1 protein-coding gene is annotated in these 593 nt (G+C 72.2%); it reads left to right on the top strand.

The genetic code is table 11. The features are described 5' to 3' along the window. Window positions 1-593, top strand: a 593-nt coding sequence (locus tag ACLEQD_RS44995) for an AMP-binding protein (RefSeq protein WP_410392006.1), incomplete at both ends; no start/stop codon positions are given.

Below are 593 nucleotides of genomic sequence, written 5' to 3' on the forward strand. Positions count from 1 at the left end.
CTCTACACGTCGGGCTCCACGGGCACGCCCAAGGGCGTGGGCATCACGCACCACTCCATCGTGCACCTGTTGCGGGACACGAATTACGTCCAGCTGGGGCCGGACGACTGCATGGTGCAGGCGGGGACGCCGTCGTTCGACCTGGCCACCTTCGAGGTCTGGGGCGCGCTGCTCAATGGCGCCCGGCTCGTCATCCTGCCGCGCGAGGTGACGCTGGCTCCGGCGGAGCTGGCGCGCACGCTGCGCGAGGTGGGCGCCACCACGGCCCTGTTCGCCACGGCGCTGTTCCACACCGTGGCGCGCGAGGTGCCGGACGCGTTCACCACGATGCGCACCGTCATCTACGCGGGTGAGGCCGCGAACGCGGATGCGGCTCGCGCGGTGCTGCGCGCGGGGCCTCCGGGCCGGCTGGTGAACCTGTACGGCCCCACGGAATGCACTGTCGGCGTCACCACGCACGACATCGTGGACCTGCCGGAGCACGCGACGTCGGTGCCCATCGGCCGGCCGATGACGCGCGTCCAGACGTACGTGCTGGATGCGCACGGGCAGCCCGTTCCCGTGGGCGTCCCGGGCGAGCTGTACCTGGGCGG

The sequence above is a fragment of the Corallococcus sp. 4LFB genome, from assembly GCF_046520365.1.
In the GTDB taxonomy this organism is placed as follows: Bacteria; Myxococcota; Myxococcia; order Myxococcales; family Myxococcaceae; genus Corallococcus; species Corallococcus caeni.